Consider the following 18,104-nt stretch of genomic DNA (forward strand, 5'->3'; position numbering starts at 1 on the left):
GGCCCCGTGGCCACGTCCCGTAGACCCGGATCCGGCCCGGCCACAACAGCCCCGGAGTCTTTGCTGGCGTTGAAGCGCCGGGCGCGGCGGATCAACAAGGCCCTGGCGGAGAAGTATCCCTATGCCCACGCGGAGCTGGATTTCCGAAACCCGTTTGAACTGGTCGTGGCCACCGTCCTGTCGGCCCAGACCACCGATGTGCTGGTCAACCGGGTCACCAAGATCCTGTTCGCGCGGTACCCGGACGCCCGGGCCATGTCAGAGGCCGATCCCGCCGAGCTGGAAGCGATCCTGCAGCCCACCGGCTTTTTCCGGGCCAAAACGAAGAGCGTGCTGGCCCTGAGCACCCGCCTGGTGGACGAGTACGACGGCGTGGTCCCCGGCCGTCTGGAAGACCTGGTGACGCTGCCGGCAGTGGGGCGTAAGACCGCCAATGTGGTGCTGGGCAATGCCTTCGGCGTCCCCGGGATCACTGTGGATACCCACTTCGGCCGGCTCGCACGGCGCTTCGGCTGGACCGCGTCCGAGGACCCGCTACAGGTCGAATTCGACGTCGCTGAACTGTTTGAGCGCAAGGACTGGACCATGCTCTCGCATCGGGTGGTGTTCCATGGGCGGCGTGTGTGCCACTCACGGAAGCCAGCCTGCGGCGCGTGTCCGGTAGCGAACTGGTGCCCCAGCTACGGGTTGGGCGAGACTGACCCCGTCAAAGCTGCCAAACTCCTTAAATACGAGTTGGCGCCCGGGAGCGAAAGCCTCCTGGAACGGTTGCTGGCCGAGACGCACCGCGCCGCTGAAATCCGGATGGAATCGCAGAGGCGGCTCCCGTGAGCGCACGCCAGGACCTGATCGACCTGGTGCGCAGATCGGACAGCGGCGACGTCACCGCGCCGAACACTGCCTGGGCGGCACTGACCGTAGATGAAACCATAGCCCGCAAGGCGGCAATCCTGATGCTTTTCGGTGTGCTGGACGACGTTCCCGCGGCCTCCGGCAAACCCCTGGCCGCGGCGGATCTTGATGTCCTGCTGCTGGAACGCGCGCACACCCTGGATTCCCACCCCGGCCAGGTCGCCTTTCCCGGCGGTTCCATCGACGAGGACGAAACCCCGGTTGCCGCGGCCCTTCGGGAAGCCGAGGAGGAGACCGGACTGGACTCCTCCGGTGTGGAGGTCCTGGGCGTGCTGCAGGAGCTTGGGCTGGCGCGCAGCAACTTCCTGGTGACGCCGGTGCTCGGATGGTGGGCGTCGCCGTCGCCGGTGCACGTGGTGGACTACGCCGAATCCGCCCAGGTTTTCCGGATCCCAGTCCGGGACCTGCTGGACCCGGCCAACCGGGTGACAGCCACGGTCAGCCGCGATGGCAGGACCTTCAGCAGCCCCGCCTTCGCCGTCAGCGGCGTGCTGGTCTGGGGCTTCACCGGGATCATTCTGGATGGACTCTTTGAGCAGCTGGGCTGGGCCGTGCCGTGGGACCGGACCCGGCTCCACGAGGTGGTCTTCTAACGTCGGTGTAGCTTCTAGGTTCGGGGTAGCTCGCAGTGTCGGTGTGGCCCGGCGGGACTGAGCCCGCCGGGTGTGCACCATGAGTGTGTGCGCCGGCTGAGCTGGCGCACACCGGCTTAGCTGGCGATCGGCTGCTGCCGAAGATCAATGACAATGCCGGTGGCCGCGTTTTCACGCAGTGCATTGATGCCGTCCTTCAGTGCACCGAGATGCTTGAAGTCGGGCGAAACTGCCACGATATTCCCGTTTGAGTCGGTGAGCCTCAGCCGATAGCACTCGTCACTTACGCGATGTATTTCAAACCTGCCAGCCATATGCCGGATCTCCCCTGATATGCGTCTTTGCATGAATAGCTGGACCGTCTGCTTCAGTCCTGCACTGATGTAATCATGGTCACAGCGGTTCGACCAGCTACTCACGGGTAGGTTTCTTCCGGCTAACCGAATTTGCTATTTTGCGTGGTCGTAGGAGTCCACCACGGCCACGCTGACAGGGAATTCCACCGGGATGGGGCCGAACAGCAGTTCCTTCGCGGCGGCGGCAGCTTCCTCGATGACCCGGATGCAGGCCTGGACGCCAGCCTCGGGGGCATGGACCATCACCTCGTCATGCAGGAAGAACACCAGCTCCGCCTGAACGGAACCGTCGGCACGCAAGGCCCGCAGTCGCCGTCGTAATTCCGCCAGCCAGCACGCCGCCCAGTCAGCGGCGGACCCCTGCACCACAAAGTTGCGGGTGAAGCGGCCGCGGGAACGGGCAATGGATTCCGCACGGCGTTGCTCCTCGGCAGTGGCCGACTGCTGGCTCCGGTACCACCCTTCCGACGGGGGCGGGCTGCTCCGGCCAAGCCGGGTGGTCACGGTGCCGCCAGCCTCGCCGTCGCGCGCCGCCTGCTCCACAAAGCCGACGGCGCGGGGGTAGGTCCGTGCCAGCTGCGGCATCAGGCGCCCCGATTCGCCCGTGGTGGCGCCATAAATGGCGCCGAGGAGGGCGACCTTCGCCTTGGCGCGATCGCCGCCGAAACCCTGGGCGGCGATGCCGGCGTACAGGTCCTGGTCGCGCGCTGCTTCCGCCATTTTGGAGTCCTGCGCCAGCGCCACCAGCACGCGGGGTTCCAGCTGGGAGGCGTCCGCGACGATGAGCTTGTGGCCGGGATCCGCATGGACGGCGCCGCGGATCTGCCGCGGGATCTGCAGGGCCCCGCCGCCCCGCGAGGCCCAGCGGCCGGACACCACACCGCCCACAACATACTCGGGCTGGAAGCGGCCCTTGGCTACCCATGCGTCCAGCCAGGCCCAGCCGTTGGCGGTGTGCAGGCGGGACAGTTTCTTGTAGGCGAGGAGCGGTTCGATGGCGGGGTGGCTGGACTCCATCAGCTCCCACTGCCGCGTGCTTTTCACCTCGATGCCGTTGCGGTGCAGGGCGCGCATCAGTTCCTGCGGCGAGTCCGGGTTCAGTCCGGGCGAGTTGAGCAGCCCCCGCAGTTCGGTGTTCAGGGCCTCCAGCTTCGCGGGGCGGTGACCGGACGGCGGGCGCGGCCCGAGGTGGCCGGCCAGGATTTGCTCGTGCAGGTCCTCGCGCCAAGGGACGCCGGTGTGCTGCATCTCCGCGGCGATCATGGCGCCGGCGGACTCGGCGGCCAGCAGCAGCTGGAGCCGCTTCCGCTTGTTTTCGTCCGGAGGCGCATCGGCCAGGGCAGCCTGCTGGGCGGCGTATTCTGCGCGGAGCTCCGCCAGGCCTTGCCGTGGGGCGCGGTGGCGGACATCGTCAAAGAGGGCGCCCTGATCCGCCGGCGGGGGCGGCGGCTGGAGGGCGCGGGGCGTCTCCTGGGGATCGTCCAACGATTCCTTGTCGGCGTTCCGCGCGTACTCCGTGTGGGCAGTGAACTGCGAATACGCCAGGATATTGCCGCACAGACCGAGGTCATAGCAGCGCTCCAGTTCCACACCGGCCGCCAGCAGGGCGGGGTACCAGTCCTGGGTCCGGTTCCAGATCCAGCGGGGCGGCGCCTCGCGGGGCCGGTTCTCCAGCTGGCGAACGACGCCGGCCAGCTCGCTTGCGCTGATGAGGCGCGGTTCGGGGCGGTCGGGGTGGGGATCGCCCGCCTGGGTGACCTGCTGGAGGGCTGTGCCGTGGGCGTGGGCGGCGAGCAGCAGATACATAGGTCCAATTCTGCCCTGTGGCGGGGACATTCAAGCCCCAATCCCCTGCCGTCAATATATGTTGACGCCCCTCCATTCGTCAACTAAAGTTGACGAATGGAGGTAGAAAGGATGAAAACGCTGGTCGCATCAATGGACGGGAAAGGTCCCGCTGAAGCGCTGTACGCAGTGGCGGAACTGCAGAAGGAGGTCCGCCGCGCCGAAGCGGCCCTGGTTCGCAAGGCGAGGCAGGCCGGTCTGTCTTGGGAAGCCATTGCCCTGTGCCTTGGGGTCAGTAAGCAGGCCGTCCACCGCAAATACGGGAAGCAGTAACGGCCCGGCCGTTCGGCCCGTCTTTCTGTCCGGCCTATCGGCCGGGTGGATGGAGTTGTCCACATACGGTGGCATGGCCCTGTTTCTCCCCCTTGAGTTCGGTGGAGAGTTGCTGCATGAGCAGGCACCAGCTATCGCCACCCCCTTCCGAGCGGCCTTCCGCCCAGCTGTCCCGTGCCCGGCCCTCCCCTCCCCAAGGATCTGAACCCGGTGGTTCCCAGGCCCGTGGTTCCAGGTCCGGTGGTTCCACGTCCTGTGCGCCTGCCTCGGCACAGGCCGCGGGAGCCTGGCTGCCGGACCCCGCTGGTGCCGAGGTCCTCCTGGTCACCGGCTACGACTTTCTGCAGGGCGAAGTGGAACGGATTGTGGCTGCCGCTGGCGGCCAGCTGCGGGTGGTGGCGGACGTGGCTAATGCCGCCAAGTACTGGGACGCCGCGGCCGCAGTATTGGTGGGGAGCGATGTCCGCGAGCTGCCGCCGCGGCGGCGGGCCCCTGCCGTGTTGGTGGGCCTGAACGGGGAGGGGGACAGTCTCTGGCACCTGGCCACAGCCCTCGGAGCGGAGCGGGTGGCGGTGCTTCCGGATGCCGCGGCCTGGCTGGCAGAGTACCTGAGCCGGTCGCGGTCACCCGAAGCGGGAGGACTGGTCCTCGGGATAACAGGGGGCTGCGGCGGTGCCGGTGCCACCACCGCGGCAATCTGGATCGCCCAGGCGGCAGCCGGGCTCGGTGTGCGCGTGTTGCTGGTTGATGGCGACCCGTGGGGCGGTGGCCTGGAACTGGCGCTGGCAGCTGAGGAGACGCCGGGGCTGCGCTGGCCTGACCTGTCCGACGCGAGCGGAAGCATCGATCCCGAGCAGCTGGCCGACTCACTGCCGGTAGCCGGCGGGTTTTCCTTCCTGTCCTGGCCCGGCAGCCGCGACCGCCAGGCACCGGTGGATGCCGCCACCACCGGCGGCGTCCTAGATGCGGGCCGGCGGGGCTATGAACTGGTGGTGGTGGACATCGGTCGGGGCACCGAACCCGTGCGTATGTTTGCCTGGGACTGTGACCGCATCCTGGTGGTTGTTCCGGCGCAGCTGAAGGCAGCGGTGGCCACGGCCCGGCTGCTGCACGAGCTTCCGCCGGTTGAGGCAGCCCTCCTGGTCCGGGGCAAGGCCGGTGCCGCGCTGGACGCCGGACTCATTGCGGACGCCGTCGGGCTGCCGGTCCAGGGCCGCGTTCCGGAGCTGCGCGGCGTTACGGCTGCCGGGGAAAACGGCAGGCTCCTTGACGTGGGCAAACGACGGAGTGTCAGGCATTTTGCCGCCTCAGTGCTCGATCTGCTGGACGGCGAGATCCCTGTCGGAGACCTGCCGTGAGCGCGCAGCGGCCAGTCCCGCCGCCGTCGCCCCAGGACCAGCGGACGGGGGCACGCCGTCGGCAGGCCCGTGTCCTGGATCCGCGCTTTCTGGATTCGGCACTGTTGGAAACCGTCCGTGAGTCAGTCATGGCCGACGCCGGACCTGTCACCCCGTCCCGGGTTGCCGCCGCCGTCCAGGCCACCGGCCGGCTGCTGGGGACTGCCGGCTCCCTTGCCGCCGTGGAACGGATCAGCGCCGAGCTGAACGGGCTCGGCCTACTCCAGGAACTGACGCGGGACGTGCACGTCACCGACATCTTCGTCAACGCCCCGGACTCGGTCTGGATCGACCGGGGTCAGGGCCTCGAACCGGCAGGGGTTTCGTTTTCCGGCGAGGCACAGGTGCGGGCCTTGGCATCGCGGCTGGTGGCCGCCGGCGGCAGGCGGCTGGACGACGGGTCCCCGTGCGTTGATGTCAGGCTTGAGGGCGGATACCGCGTCCACGCCGTCCTGCCGCCGATTTCCACCGCCGGCACCTTGCTGAGCGTCCGCATCCGGCGGGAGCAGGTCTTCTCCATGGACGAACTCCGTGCCGGCGGCATGTTCGGCAGCACGGTCCAGGAGGTCCTTGAACGGGTTGTTGAGCAGCGGCTGAGTTTCCTGATCAGCGGGGCCACGGGTTCCGGAAAGACCACGTTGCTGTCCACACTGCTGGGGCTGTGCTCCCCGGCGGAACGGCTGGTCCTGATCGAGGACGCGTCCGAACTGAACCCCGTCCATCCGCACATTGTGTCGCTGGAGTCCCGTCACGGAAACCTCGAAGGCGGCGGCGAAGTGGATCTCGGCGAACTCGTCCGGCAGGCACTGCGGATGCGGCCGGACCGGCTGGTGGTGGGGGAATGCCGTGGGGCCGAGGTGCGGGAACTCCTGACCGCCATGAACACAGGCCACACCGGCGGGGGAGGGACCATCCATGCGAACGCTGCCACCGCTGTCCCGGCCCGCCTGACAGCTTTGGGAGCACTGGCAGGCATGGGCCAGGACGCGGTCCGGCTGCAGGCAGCCAGCGCCTTGGACGTTGTGGTCCACGTGGAGCGGTCCGGCCACGGGCGGCATGTTGCCTGCGTGGGCGTGGTGCAGGACGGTCCCGGCGGTCTAACCGTGGTTCCGGCGTTGGAGGCCAGACGCGGCCAGGTCGGCACCGGTCCAGCCTGGGAGGCGATGAGCAAGCGGCTGGGACTGTCCCTCGAGGCGGGTGCCGCCGTATGACCCTTCTGCTGGCCGTGGTCCTCGTGCTGGCGGTCGTGCTGCTCTTCAGCCCGCCCGGCGGTGCCACAGGCCGTTTCCGGCGGGCCGTGGGGAGTGCAGGACCAGGCTTCGCCTCTCGGGTTCAGGGCGGGGCTGGTGGCACCAGGACGGGCGGCTCGTGGCGCAGGTCGCTCCGTGCCGGACCGGAACGGAATGACCTGTCACTGACCCTTGTGGTGCAGCAGCTTGCTGCGCTGCTGAAGGGCGGCCGCACTCCGGCACGGCTATGGGATGAACTGTGGCTGGTCCACGGTGGCCGTCGGGAGCCAGATTCCGCAACTACGGGTGCAGGTTCACGCGCATCGCAGGACCTTGGCGGACGGGCGGAACCAATCCGCGGGTCAGCGGCCGGGCGCAGCGGTCCGAGCCTCAGCGCAGGTTCCCTGGTGATGCTTGGCGCCGTCCGGGCAGCAGCGTTCCGGGGCGCACCCGTGTCGGAGGCGATCCGGAAGGCCGTGCAATCGGAGTTTTCGCGCGCCGACAGCAGGGAGTTACGGATCTGGTGTGAGCTGGCCGCCTGCTTTGACATTGCCGAAGCCAGCGGCTGTCCACTGGCGGACGTCCTGGCGAGGTTTGCGGCCCAACTGGAAGTGGAAGACGACGCCGAGGCCGCACGGCAGACAGCGCTCGCCGGGCCCAAGGCCACGGTAGGTCTCCTGACCTGGCTCCCGCTGATGGGACTGGGCCTGGGAATGGCGTTGGGCGTGGATCCCCTGGCCATCCTGATCGGGACCCCGCTGGGTCTGGCGGCCCTCGCCGCGGGCGTGGGCCTCACCATCACCGGAAGAATCTGGTCCGCCCGCCTGGTCGGTGCTGCCGCCGGGGCCGGTGTGCCATGACGGACATTCTTGTGCCGGGGCTTGCCTCGGCCGTTGTTCTGGCTGCTGCCGCCTGCCTTGCCCTTTCGCAGCCAAGCCGAGTCCGAAAGCGACTGCTCAGGCTGCGAGGGGACGTGGGCGCCGGGCCGCATGGGGCCGATGAAGCACTCACTCAAGGCGGCCGCCTTCACGGATTGCGCGACACGGCAATGATGCTTGAGCTCGTGGCCGCGATGCTGGACGCGGGGTCTGGCATTGGCCGGTCCCTGGAACTCGTCGCGGCCTCGGCCTCCGCGGACTACGGCAAGGCGCTGCGTCCGGTGGTGTCTGCGCTCGCCATCGGAGCCGACTGGGAGACAGCCTGGCGCAGTTCCGAAGTCCGTCTTCCTGTAATCCTGGAATTGCGTGACGCACTGGGATTCGCCGCCCTGACCGGAGCGCCGTCGTCGGCCATCCTTTACGCACAGGCCGCGAGGTTGCGCCGGGAAAGATTCCGCGCTGCGGAGAAACGGGCGGCCTCCCTCGGCGTGAAGCTGGTCATTCCGCTGGGCCTGTGCTCGCTCCCGGCCTTCATCTGCCTGGGCGTAGTCCCGGTCCTGCTGGCACTGGTGCCGTCCGGGTCCTGACCGCGGGATTTGGGCTACGGTCCATTCCTCCACACCCCGTCCCGTCCTCCACAATCCGCTCAAAGCGGCGCTTATCCACTTACGGGATGTTTGCACTTACCGAGATCTGCGGAGCCGGGAAGAGTCGAAATCAGCCGGCAACTCGGCCGGAGCACAGAAGGGAAACCGTCACCATGACCATCATCCAAAACAGCCTTTCCGCCGCCCCTGCGCCGGAGCTCAGCACGGGAGTTGCGGGGACCCCCGCATGGGACTCCGTAGTACTTGCCAATGCAGGACTGGGCGCGTGTACCTGCCAACGGGAGGTGGCCCCAGAGGCCGTTGGCAACGTCGTGGAGCTATACCCCGGTGCCAGCGAGGCGAAAAAGCGCCGGCCCCGGCTCACAGCTTCAGAGGCCGGAATGGCGACGGCCGAATACGCCATAGCTACCCTTGCCGCGGTTGGCTTCGCCGGACTTCTCGTCTTCATTCTCCGCAGCGACGAAGTGCGCGGATTCCTGCTGAACCTCATCCGCACGGCGCTGGCCTTGCCATGAGTCTGCCGCCGGCAGCGCTGCCACGGGCTGATGGCCGGAGCAGCCGCTGTGGCCGCTTCCGGAACCAAGGCGTGGAAAGCCGCGTGGCGCTGGGACCGGCGGCCGCACTCCGTCGCTGGCGCCGTGGGCCGGGGAATGCCCATGGCGCCGTGACGGCGGAGTTCGCGGTAGCGCTGCCGGCAGTACTGTTCCTCCTCGCACTGCTCCTGGCAGGAGCCTCCGCGGGCGTCACGCAGCTCAGGCTCGAGGAGGCGGCGCGGGCCGGCGCCAGGGCGTTGGCCCGCGGCGAGGACCCGGCCGCAGTGCAGGGGATCGTCAGGACCTTGGCGGGGACGTCGGCAACGGCGTCCGTTGCGTCTGACGGCGAGTGGCTCAGCGTTACGGTGGCTGACGGTGTGGGCGGACCGCTGGGGGCAACTGTGCTCTGGACCCTCACGGCCAAGGCCACCACGCGGAGCGAAACGCCGGCTGCCGCGGCCACTCCGGGGTTGGAGCCGGTCGGGGCCCCGGAGGAGGCGCCGTTGTGAACAGGCAATTCCGGGACAACCCGGAGCGCGGTTCGGGAACAGTACTGGCTGCGGGACTGGCGCTGGTTGTCATCATGGCGATGGCCCTGATGCTGTTGTTCGCACAGTCCGCGGTGATGGCCAGCAGGGCAGCGGCAGCGGCGGACCTCGCTGCCCTTGCCGCGGCCGATGCCCTGCGCGGGATCACTCCGGGAGACCCCTGCACGGTGGCCGCCGAGGTAGCAGGCCGCCATGAGGCGGCCCTCGTCAGCTGTACGGAAGGGGCCGGCCAGACCGTCATGGTCCGAACGGAGCTAAATGCACGCATACTGGTTGGCGCCGCAACCGGTCAGGCGCGGGCCGGACCGCCGCCCTGAGCGCCTGTGGTGCTGAACGGCTCCGTGCTCGCCAGGAATTCCGCACTGCGGAGAGGCCTTTCGCGCGCGTCTTTAAGGAGGACGTCGATGAGCGTGACGGCGGCAGCCTTGTCCAGCGGATTGTTCTTGTTCCCACATTTGGGGGACTGGACGCAGGACGGGCAGCCCGACTCGCATTCACACGCCTTGATGGCGTCGCGCGTCGCCGAGAGCCACACCTTTGCCTTGTCGAAGCCCCGTTCGGCAAAGCCGGCACCGCCGGGGTGCCCGTCGTACACAAAGATGGTGGGCGCGCCGGTGTCGGCGTGGATGGCGGTGGATACTCCGCCGATGTCCCAGCGGTCGCTGGAGGCCACCAGCGGCAGCAGGCCGATCGCTGCGTGTTCGGCGGCGTGCAGGGCCCCCGGGAACTGCGCCTCGATGAGCCCGGCGCCCGTCAGCGAACGGTTCTCCACCACAAACCAGACGGCCTTCGTGAACAGGTCCCGGGCGCCCAGCTCCAGCGGCTCCTCGCCCAGGATTTCGTTTGAAATCAAGGCCTTGCGCTGAAAGGAAACCACCTGTGTTGTCACTTTCACATCACCGAAGTGGACGGCGATATCGCCCCAGTGCTCGGTCCGGAGTGTTTCGAGCACTTCGATCTGGGTCACGTCCCGGGCCGTTGTGTAGTAGTCGGGGTTGGCGCGCCGGACCACCACGCAGTGGTCGTCTTCGTTCAGGTCCTCCACCACATAGCTGTCGCCCTGGTGCACATAGATGGCACCTGTGTGCGCCTGGTAGTGCGTCTGGGGCGAATCCATGGTCCCGAGGAGGGAGCCGGTGTCGGCGTCAACGATGCTCACCGGTCCGCCTCCGTCGGCACGAAGGTTCACCATGGCCGCAGCGCTCTGGGAGTGCGTCCAGAACCAGCCCGCCGGCCGGCGGCGCAAATAGCCCTGCGCCACGAGCTGCCCTAACAACTTCTCTGCTGTGCCGCCGAACAGGCCAAGCTCAGCCACGCCCAGCGGAAGCTCCGCGGCGGCGGCACAAAGATGGGGCCCCAGCACATAGGGATTGGAGGGATCAAAGACGGTGGCCTCCACCGACACGTCGAAAATCGCCTCGGGATGGTTCACCAGGTAGGTGTCGAGCGGATCATCGCTGGCCACAAACGCGGCAATCGCATCCTGGCCCGCGCGCCCAGCCCGGCCGATCTGCTGGAACAGCGACGCCCTGGTGCCTGGCCAGCCCGCGACCAGGACGGCATCCAGCCCGGAAATGTCGATGCCCAGTTCAAGGGCGGACGTGCTGGAGACACCCAGCAGTTCGCCGGAGCGGAGTGCCTTTTCCAGGGCCCGGCGTTCTTCCGGAAGGTAGCCGGAACGGTAGGCGGCCACGCGTTGGGGAAGACTGGGGTCCACTTCGTCCAGAAGGCGCTTGGTGATCGAAGCGATTGTCTCCGCACCGCGGCGGGACTTGATGAAGGCGATGGTCCGGATGCGGGACGAAACCAGGTTCGCCAGCAGATCGGCCGTTTCAGCAACGGCGGTGCGGCGTTCCCTGGCGCCGTTCTCGCCCTTGAGATCGGTCAGCGCAGGCTCCCAGAAAGCCACCGTAGTGGAACCGTGCGGCGAGCAGTCCTCGGCAACGGCCCGGACCGGCGCCCCGATCAGGCGGCCGAAGGATGAGCCTGGCTCAGATGCCGTGGCAGACGCGGCGATGAACACCGGACCGGGGTGGGTGGTCCCGGCACCGTAGTACGCGCAGATGCGTCGCAGCCGGCGCATCAGGTTGGCCACGTGCGAGCCGAACACCCCGCGGTAGCTGTGGGCCTCATCCACAATCACGTACCGCAGCCGCCGGAAGAAGCTGGCCCACCAGGCGTGATTGGGAAGGATGCCGAAGTGGAGCATGTCCGGATTCGCCAGGATGAAGTTGGCGTGGTCCCGGATCCACCGGCGGGACGCGGGTTCGGTATCGCCGTCGTACGTCTCGGCCCGTACGGTGGGCAGATTCAGGGAACGGATGGCTGCGAGCTGGTCGGCAGCGAGAGCCTTCGTGGGGGAGAGGTAGAGTGTCACGGCGCCGTCGTCGTGGATTTTTCCCGGTTCGGACAGGACGCGCAGTTCGGAGCGGTGGATGGCGTCAAGTGCCGGCAGTTGGTAGGCCAGGGACTTTCCGGAGGCGGTGCCGGTGGCGATGACCACGTGCTCGCCGCCGTGGGCCAGGTTGGCGGCTTGGATCTGGTGCCGGTACGGCTCGTGGATGCCCAGGGAGCCATAAGCGGCCACCAGATCCGGGTGCGCCCACGTTGGCCACGGTTCGTGGACTGCCTGCCGGGCTGGGATGGTGCGGACATGACGCAGCTGTTCCGGGTCCGGGCCTCGGCCCAGCAATGGAATCAGGGAGTCATGGGGGTTCACCCCAACATTCTTTCACCCGAGGAAAAATCACCCCACGGAAAGGTCTGCGCCTTCGTCGGACGTGGACAGCATCAGCACGCGGCAAACAGTTGACCAGCCCAAGTGGGAATACAGCTTCTGGCCGTCGATCGAGGCCAGCAGCAGGCCGTTCTCCACGTACGGTCCGATGGCCTGCGCCGCAAGGGCCTTCATGATGAAGCTGCCCAGTCCGCGGCGCTGGAACGCGGGTTGGACCACAATCTTGTCGAACACTGCAGTCTCGCCCACCACAAAAGCCCTGCCGCTCGCCGCTACAGTGTCACTCGAGCGGACCACTGCGTGGTGGACGCCGTCGAGCTGGGAGGTGACCAGGTTCAATTCGTCGTCGGAGAGCCACGGATCTTCCGTATCCTGCGTGGCCATGTCCACAATCATCATGGCCTGCGATGCGGACGTGACGTTCAGCCCGTGTTTTTGGGCCAGTGCACTGAAGCGGGCAACATCATTGGTGAGGATGGTCAGGACCCTGGCCGGGGCCTCGGCGGTCTTCGCAGCCAGGGCAGCGAACTCATTCTCGGAGGGGTCATGGGCGAAGTATTCCCACTCCCCGGAGGTGTCGGCCCGCAGTGCAGCGGGGAAGCGGCCCTCAACTGAGGTCTGGTAACCGCGGCAGCCGGCCCAGCCAGCTACCCAGACTTCAAGAAGGCGTGTGATGTCTTCAACCAAGGCGTCCGGACTCATGTCATGAGAGTATTCCAGCCCCGACACAAGCAACAGGGGTAGGGTGCCCCCGATGTGACTTGCCTATGCAATCGTGACAGGACAAGACTGACGGCATGCCCGCCGCCAAGGAACCGTCCAAGAACACTTTTCCGCTGTCCCTGCTGGTTTGTGTCGCCTTAATGGTGGCCATGGTGGGCGGCGCCAGGTATTGGGAGACGGCCACGGGCGTGGCTTACTGGGTCTGGCTTGCCGGCGGGCTCGTCCCGCTGGTGGCCGGCGCACTGACCTACCGGAATTCGAAGCGCCCGCTGGACTTTCTGGGATCACGCTCCGAGCCCGAAGGAGCGCAACGGCCGGGACTTGGTGGGCTTCTTACTGCCGTGGTCCTGTTTGTGGTGCCGCGCCTCGTTGGTGACGGTGCGGCAGAACTCGCCCTCAACAATGGCGCTGGTGCTTTCGGGGCCGCCGTGACGGCAACCGCGGTGCCGTTCGCCGTCGTCGTCCTGGGGTACCGGACGGCCGAAACCGCCCTGAACAGGTGCGACGCCGCCATCGCAGCGGCGCAGCCTTAGCCCCCGGCCAATCGGCGGGTCCGTTCTCCGGCAACCCAGTACCCTTAAATACGTGGCTTTGAACCGAATTGTGCTCTTTTACGGCTTTACCCCCATCGCTGATCCGGACGCGGTGCGGCTCTGGCAGCGTGCCCTGTGCGAAAAACTCGGGCTGACCGGACGCATCCTCCTTTCCAAGGACGGCATCAACGCCACGGTGGGCGGCGAGATCGGCGCCGTCAAGCAATACGTGAAGACCACACGCGAATACAAGGGATTCCACGGCATCGACGTGAAATGGTCCGACGGCGGCGCGGAGGACTTCCCGCGGCTGAGCGTTAAGGTCCGGGACGAGATCGTCTCCTTCGGCGCGCCAGGCGAACTCAAGGTAGATGAGCACGGTGTGGTGGGCGGCGGCACGCACCTCAAGCCCGAGGAACTGCACGAACTGGTGGAGGCCACCAAACAGGCCGGCGAGGACGTGGTGTTCTTCGACGGCCGCAACGCCTTCGAGGCCCAGATCGGCAAGTTCAAGGACGCGATCGTCCCTGACGTGGCCACTACCCACGATTTCATCAAGGAGCTCGACTCCGGCAAGTACGACGCCCTCAAGGACAAACCGGTGGTCACCTATTGCACCGGCGGCATCCGCTGCGAGGTGCTCTCCAGTCTGATGGTGAACCGCGGTTTCAAGCAGGTGTACCAGCTCGACGGCGGCATCGTCCGCTACGGCGAAACGTTCAAGGACCAGGGCCTCTGGGAAGGCTCGCTCTACGTGTTCGACAAGCGCATGCACCTGGAATTCAGCGAGGACGCCAAGACCATCGGTGAGTGCGTCCGCTGTGCCGCGCCCACCAGCAAGTTCGAGAACTGTTCCAACCCGAGCTGCCGCACGCTGACCTTGTATTGCGCCGAGTGTGCCGCCAGCCCGGAGACGCTGCGCTGCCCCGAAGGCTGCGTGGCCTGAGCTGCATGGTCTGAGCCCCGCTGCCGGTTCAGAGCCGGCTGGCTGAAAGTTCAGAGCCGGCAGGCATAAAAGTTCAGAGCCGGGACAGCCGGTACGCGAAATTGGCGGGGGACTGCGCTTCGACCTGGAAATGCAGCACCGTTTCCTTGGGCAGGTAGATCACGCTTTCGCGCCGTGATCCGCAGCGGAGGCTGAGGTCCACCATGGTGAATTCGTCATTGCGGACTTTGAAGTCGACGCGCCGCTGGCTGCGGCACACCAGCACCAGGACGTAGGTTCCGGCGGGGAGGGGCTCCGTGGCGTCCGTTCGGACTTCTTCCGCGCGCAACAGGCCGAACGTCCTATGCGCCACCTGCAGGCCGGGCCCCACCTGGGACTCCGTCAGCCAGGCCTCCATTTCAGCCTCGCTGACGGGATCGTTCCGCCACAGCTCAGCGCTCGGCCCCGGCTCGGTCACCTCCGGCGCGGCCGGGGCCTCGGCGGGACGCCACCCTTCGTCGTACGTGTATTCACATCCGGCGAGCGCAGTTCCGGCCACGAGTGCGCCCGCCGTCCAGAGTACGACGGCGGCCCTCACCCGGGTGCGCACGGAGACTGACCGGGACGGGCAAGCGCCCGGACGAAGTACCGCCCTGCGGGGCGGCGGCGCCCCCTGCGTTGCGGGCATACTCCGACTCTATGCCGGGCAGGGACCCCAATCCAGAGCCTCGGGCATCACCCGTCCGGCGGTCAGCCGCATGGTGGATTCGAAGGGACTTAACCCGCAGTTACCAGCTGGTAGGCGTAGATCAGCGGTGCGTCGACGCTGGAGGCGCTGAGCTGCAGCGGTCCGGGTTCCGGGAGTGTGATTTTGATGGACTCCCGGGCACCGTAGCAGGCGGCCCCGAGGTCGGCGAGTTCCTTGCCTCCGGACCGCACTGCGAGGAAGGCCTTGCCGCCGCCTTCACAGACGAGTGTCAGCGTGTACTTGCCTGCCGGCACGTTCTCCGTATGGTCAATGGGTTGAGCGTTGAGAATCTTGCCGGAGTCCTCGGCAACAACGCCGCTGGCCGACGGCAGTGCCGTGGCTTTCCAGGCCGGCACATCGGCGTTCTCCACCGAAAGCTGCTGCGCGCAGGCAGAGAGGCCCAGGAGGACAGCTGCGGCAGCCACAGCGGAGAGGGCGCGCGGAAAGGACGAAGGAATAACAGCCATGCTTCCAACTTACCCGGCTCCATCTGTGCTCCGTGATTCAGTCCCTTGACCTTGACGCTACGTCAAGATTTATCGTTGAACCATCAGCCGGACCAGAACGTCCGAACCATCCCGCAAACAGAGCAGGAAAGGAAGAATACATGGACTGGTCCATCCAGGACATCGTCCGGATCGCAGGGACCACCAGCAGGACGCTGCGGCACTATGACGACATCGGCCTGCTCAAGCCCAGCCGCACCGGCCACAACGGTTACCGCTACTACAACCAGGCGGCGCTGGTGCAGCTCCAGCGCATCCTGCTTCTGCGCGGGCTGGGGCTGGGCCTGCCGGTGATCAGCCAGGTGCTCGACGATGAAACGGACGCCGCCCAGGCACTCACCGGGCATCTCGAATGGCTCAAGCAGGAACAGGACAGGCTTGCGCGGCAGATCGCGTCGGTCACACAAACCATCGAGGCAGTGAAAGGAGGTGGCGAAATCATGGCAGAAGACATGTTCAACGGTTTCGACCACACCCAGTACAAGGACGAAGTGGAGGAACGCTGGGGCAAGGACGCCTACGCGAAGGGGGATTCGTGGTGGCGCGGCATGAGCACCGAGGAGAAGGCGACGTGGAAGCAGCGATCGCAGCAGCTGGGCAAGGACTGGATCGCCGCCGCCACTGGGGGTATAGCACCGGACAGCGCGGAGGCCCAGGACATCGCGAGGCGGCACGTCGAATGGCTGACCGGCATCCCGGGCACCCCGGCGTCGGACGCCCGCGGCCAGGCTGACGGCAAGGGCAACGCTGACGTCAAGGCATACGTCACCGGGCTCGGCGAAATGTACGTTACTGACCCCCGCTTCGCGAAGAACTACGGCGGCGCGGAGGGTGCCGGCTTCGTCCGGGATGCCCTGAAGATCTACGCCGCGGAGAACCTGTAGCCCGTCAGGAGGAAGCGTGCCCGCCAATAGACTTGGGCGGTGACTGATTCCACGCTTTTCCTGGCCGGCAACACCCCCGATGCCCCGCGCAGCGACCTCCCCGGGCTGCTGACGGCGCTCGCCGCGGACCTGCGCCGGGTGGATTACACGCTCGACGGCGTGGCGGGGCTGCTGGGCGAGTCAGCGTACCGCGCGCTGAACCGGGACCAGATCATCCCGGCGCTGCTGGCCACCGAAAGCGCCCTTCAGATTGATGCGGCAGGGGGTGAGGCTGCGCACGGTGAGAAGACGACGGCGGCGCTCGCCGCCGTCGTCCGTCTCTGGCTCCTGGCGGAACCGCAAAAACGGGAAACGCTCGACGCCGCGCTGCCGGGAGTACGGGCGGACGGCCTGGTGGAGCTGGGGCTGCTCGAGCCCGTGTCCGGCCCAGATCGGCCCGGCCCTGAGCTGCCCGCCGCCGATCAGCCGGCGCAGGACTTGCTGCAGGCGAAAGCGGATCTGCGGCCGTACGGCTGGGACGCCAATGAGGACGGCAGCGGCGGCGCCGAGCTCTGGGTGGCCAGCGACCTCGCCGCGCACCAGCAGGCCGGCATGCTCCGGCACGACCACGTGCTGGGGATCGGGCAGGCGTCCACCACGCTGGTGCAGACCACCGTCCGCCGCCACGTCGCCAAGGCCCTGGACCTGGGCACGGGCTGCGGCATCCAGTCCTTCCACCTCCTGCACCATGCCGAGCACGTGACGGCAACGGACATCTCAACACGGGCGCTGGCCTTCACCCGGTTCAACCTCCTGCTTAATGCCGCGGCCCTGCACCTGGACCCGGACAGGCTGGAGGACCGGGTCAGCCTTCGGCTGGGTTCGCTCCTGGAGCCGGTGGCCGGGGAGGAATTCGAGCTGGTGGTGTCCAACCCGCCGTTTGTGATCACGCCGCGGACCTTGGGCGAGCACGCGTCCGGGCAGTTCACCTACCGTGACGGCGGGCTGCCCGGCGATGACATTGTGTCCTCGCTCGTGGCGGCGCTGCCCGGTGCCCTGGCCCCGGGCGGCACCGCGCAGCTGCTGGGCAACTGGGAAATTCCCGCGGGGACCGAGTGGTACATACGGCCCAAGAGCTGGATCGGTCCGGACGCGGATGCCTGGTTCATCCAGCGCGAGCAGGTGGGCCCGGAGCAGTACGCCGAAACGTGGCTGCAGGACGCGTCCGAATCCCGCGACCGGAAGCATTACCGGGACGCCTACGCCGCCTACCTGGCGGACTTCGCCTCCCGGAACGTGGCGGGGATCGGCTTCGGGATGATCTGGCTGCGCCGGCCGCTGTCGGAATCCGGCGCCGCCTCCATCAGCCGTTTCGAGGAAATCACGTACCCCATTGAGCAGCCCATCGGGCCTCACGTGGGCGCCGCCGTCGAGCGTTCCGACTGGCTGGCCGCCAACCGCCTGGCGGACGCGCACCTGCTCGTCGCGGACGACGTCACCGAGGAACGCCATCAGCGCCCCGGCGCCGAGCACCCCGGCGTGATCCTGCTGCGCCAGGGCGCGGGCCTGCGCCGGACCAATCTGCTCACCACCGAACTCGCCGGATTTGTCTCCGCCTCCGACGGTGACCTCTCCGTCGGCCAGATCATCGGAGCCCTCGCGGCGCTGCTCGGCGGGAGCCTTGCCGGAGAGGGCGGGTTCGACGGCGACGCGTTCCGGACCAGGCTGCTCGACGACGTCGCGAACCTGGTCAGCGACGGTTTCCTGGTTCCTTCCGAGCCTGCTGAATAGCGGTTTGGCGGGCCCCGGAACACCCCAAATCGGGGTCCCGGATGTGCCTGATGAGTCAACGGGTTTTCCACATGAATGCGCACTATTGTCCAAAATATGGTGAACT

At 67.3% G+C, this 18,104-nt stretch carries 20 protein-coding genes; 14 read left to right on the plus strand and 6 right to left on the minus strand.

Annotation, left to right across the window (positions count from 1 at the left end; translation table 11 throughout):
* The first annotated feature begins 6 nt into the window (after positions 1-6).
* Together nth and ACX80M_RS05930 are read left to right on the plus strand one after the other, a co-directional pair.
* Entirely contained in the window at positions 7-831 is an 825-nt protein-coding gene (gene nth, locus ACX80M_RS05925) for an endonuclease III (protein WP_252609799.1), read from the plus strand.
* Positions 828-1,505, plus strand: a complete 678-nt coding sequence (locus ACX80M_RS05930) for an NUDIX hydrolase (protein ID WP_252600344.1) — start codon at positions 828-830, stop codon at positions 1,503-1,505. The genes nth and ACX80M_RS05930 overlap by 4 nt, the downstream gene beginning before the upstream one ends.
* A 116-nt stretch (positions 1,506-1,621) precedes the next feature.
* Here ACX80M_RS05930 and ACX80M_RS05935 read toward each other — a convergent pair whose 3' ends face one another.
* On the minus strand, positions 1,622-1,924 hold the full coding sequence (locus ACX80M_RS05935) for a YegP family protein (protein ID WP_308216222.1): 303 nt from the start codon (positions 1,922-1,924) through the stop codon (positions 1,622-1,624).
* A gap of 30 nt (positions 1,925-1,954) precedes the next feature.
* Positions 1,955-3,667 (minus strand): bifunctional 3'-5' exonuclease/DNA polymerase, encoded by a 1,713-nt coding sequence (locus tag ACX80M_RS05940; protein ID WP_252614102.1) that lies wholly within the window; start codon positions 3,665-3,667, stop codon positions 1,955-1,957.
* Positions 3,668-3,763: 96 nt separating this feature from the next.
* Between ACX80M_RS05940 and ACX80M_RS05945 the strand changes: the two genes are divergently transcribed.
* The 8 genes from ACX80M_RS05945 to ACX80M_RS05980 all read left to right on the plus strand — a co-directional run bounded on the left by ACX80M_RS05945 (position 3,764) and on the right by ACX80M_RS05980 (position 9,489).
* Positions 3,764-3,979, plus strand: a complete 216-nt coding sequence (locus tag ACX80M_RS05945; protein ID WP_252603279.1) for an AsnC family protein — start codon at positions 3,764-3,766, stop codon at positions 3,977-3,979.
* Between the two features lie 116 nt (positions 3,980-4,095).
* Positions 4,096-5,337: a septum site-determining protein Ssd gene (gene ssd, locus ACX80M_RS05950; protein WP_308293032.1), complete on the plus strand. Its 1,242-nt coding sequence runs from the start codon at positions 4,096-4,098 to the stop codon at positions 5,335-5,337.
* Positions 5,334-6,587: a TadA family conjugal transfer-associated ATPase gene (locus ACX80M_RS05955; protein ID WP_374209914.1), complete on the plus strand. Its 1,254-nt coding sequence runs from the start codon at positions 5,334-5,336 to the stop codon at positions 6,585-6,587. The genes ssd and ACX80M_RS05955 overlap by 4 nt, the downstream gene beginning before the upstream one ends.
* Entirely contained in the window at positions 6,584-7,465 is an 882-nt protein-coding gene (locus ACX80M_RS05960) for a type II secretion system F family protein (RefSeq protein ID WP_252603276.1), read from the plus strand. The genes ACX80M_RS05955 and ACX80M_RS05960 overlap by 4 nt, the downstream gene beginning before the upstream one ends.
* Positions 7,462-8,070, plus strand: coding sequence for a type II secretion system F family protein (locus tag ACX80M_RS05965; RefSeq protein WP_252609803.1), 609 nt, complete (start codon positions 7,462-7,464; stop codon positions 8,068-8,070). The genes ACX80M_RS05960 and ACX80M_RS05965 overlap by 4 nt, the downstream gene beginning before the upstream one ends.
* A gap of 173 nt (positions 8,071-8,243) precedes the next feature.
* Positions 8,244-8,606, plus strand: coding sequence for a DUF4244 domain-containing protein (locus tag ACX80M_RS05970; protein ID WP_252603269.1), 363 nt, complete (start codon positions 8,244-8,246; stop codon positions 8,604-8,606).
* A gap of 71 nt (positions 8,607-8,677) precedes the next feature.
* Complete coding sequence (locus ACX80M_RS05975; protein ID WP_252609804.1) at positions 8,678-9,133, plus strand: TadE family type IV pilus minor pilin; 456 nt, start codon at positions 8,678-8,680, stop codon at positions 9,131-9,133.
* Positions 9,130-9,489 carry an Rv3654c family TadE-like protein gene (locus ACX80M_RS05980; RefSeq protein WP_252603263.1) on the plus strand — a complete coding sequence of 120 codons (360 nt, stop codon included), beginning with the start codon at positions 9,130-9,132 and terminating at the stop codon, positions 9,487-9,489. The genes ACX80M_RS05975 and ACX80M_RS05980 overlap by 4 nt, the downstream gene beginning before the upstream one ends.
* Here ACX80M_RS05980 and ACX80M_RS05985 read toward each other — a convergent pair.
* On the minus strand, positions 9,462-11,891 hold the full coding sequence (locus tag ACX80M_RS05985) for a DEAD/DEAH box helicase (RefSeq protein WP_252603260.1): 2,430 nt from the start codon (positions 11,889-11,891) through the stop codon (positions 9,462-9,464). The two genes, ACX80M_RS05980 and ACX80M_RS05985, sit on opposite strands and share 28 nt — an antisense overlap.
* A gap of 27 nt (positions 11,892-11,918) precedes the next feature.
* Entirely contained in the window at positions 11,919-12,611 is a 693-nt protein-coding gene (locus ACX80M_RS05990) for a GNAT family N-acetyltransferase (RefSeq protein WP_252603256.1), read from the minus strand.
* Positions 12,612-12,706: 95 nt separating this feature from the next.
* Here ACX80M_RS05990 and ACX80M_RS05995 point away from each other — a divergent pair, with 95 nt between their 5' ends.
* A complete protein-coding gene (locus tag ACX80M_RS05995; RefSeq protein ID WP_252614101.1) occupies positions 12,707-13,165 on the plus strand; it encodes a hypothetical protein in 459 nt (152 codons plus the stop codon).
* A gap of 52 nt (positions 13,166-13,217) precedes the next feature.
* Positions 13,218-14,111, plus strand: coding sequence for an oxygen-dependent tRNA uridine(34) hydroxylase TrhO (gene trhO / locus ACX80M_RS06000; RefSeq protein ID WP_252603250.1), 894 nt, complete (start codon positions 13,218-13,220; stop codon positions 14,109-14,111).
* A 73-nt stretch (positions 14,112-14,184) separates the two neighbouring features.
* On the opposite strand, the gene ACX80M_RS06005 is transcribed toward trhO, so the two are convergent.
* Positions 14,185-14,778 (minus strand): hypothetical protein, encoded by a 594-nt coding sequence (locus tag ACX80M_RS06005; protein ID WP_252603247.1) that lies wholly within the window; start codon positions 14,776-14,778, stop codon positions 14,185-14,187.
* An 89-nt stretch (positions 14,779-14,867) separates the two neighbouring features.
* Positions 14,868-15,305: a hypothetical protein gene (locus ACX80M_RS06010; protein ID WP_252603244.1), complete on the minus strand. Its 438-nt coding sequence runs from the start codon at positions 15,303-15,305 to the stop codon at positions 14,868-14,870.
* 140 nt (positions 15,306-15,445) lie between these two features.
* Between ACX80M_RS06010 and ACX80M_RS06015 the strand changes: the two genes are divergently transcribed.
* Both ACX80M_RS06015 and ACX80M_RS06020 read left to right on the plus strand, forming a co-directional pair.
* A complete protein-coding gene (locus tag ACX80M_RS06015; protein WP_459309240.1) occupies positions 15,446-16,228 on the plus strand; it encodes a MerR family transcriptional regulator in 783 nt (260 codons plus the stop codon).
* 39 nt (positions 16,229-16,267) lie between these two features.
* Positions 16,268-17,998, plus strand: a complete 1,731-nt coding sequence (locus ACX80M_RS06020; RefSeq protein ID WP_459309241.1) for a DUF7059 domain-containing protein — start codon at positions 16,268-16,270, stop codon at positions 17,996-17,998.
* The last annotated feature ends 106 nt before the right edge of the window (positions 17,999-18,104 follow it).

The sequence above is a fragment of the Pseudarthrobacter sp. MDT1-22 genome, assembly GCF_054511035.1.